The sequence below is a fragment of the Lysinibacillus sp. GbtcB16 genome, assembly GCF_019091145.1.
In the GTDB taxonomy this organism is placed as follows: Bacteria; Bacillota; Bacilli; order Bacillales_A; family Planococcaceae; genus Lysinibacillus; species Lysinibacillus fusiformis.
The window spans coordinates 1-273 of sequence record NZ_JAGXJV010000378.1 but is presented as its reverse complement, the minus strand read 5'-3'; the positions used below and the strand labels follow the sequence as shown (position 1 = coordinate 273).

General features: G+C 43.6%; 1 pseudogene. It reads left to right on the top strand.

The features are described from left to right. Window positions 1-54: 54 nt before the first annotated feature. Window positions 55-273: pseudogene (locus KVT27_RS24610) on the top strand (oxidoreductase); the annotation flags it as partial.

The following is a 273-nucleotide window of genomic DNA, read 5'->3' as shown; positions in this document are numbered from 1 at the left end:
AATGAAATCAGTTTTACCGCATGATGAAATCATAATCACATAAAGAGGTGCATCATGAAACGAAGATACGCGATATGCGGTGTCAGCAATCGAAGTATGAAAATGTATATCGGTCCGATGTTACAAATCTTTTCGAAGCAGGCTGAAATTGTAGGATTGCTCGATGTCGACACAAGAAGGTTTGACGTATGCAAGTCCAAATATCCAGAGCTCTCCGACGTCCCGGAGTATGGTGCGGATGCTTTCGATCAGATGGTTGAACAAACGAGCCCG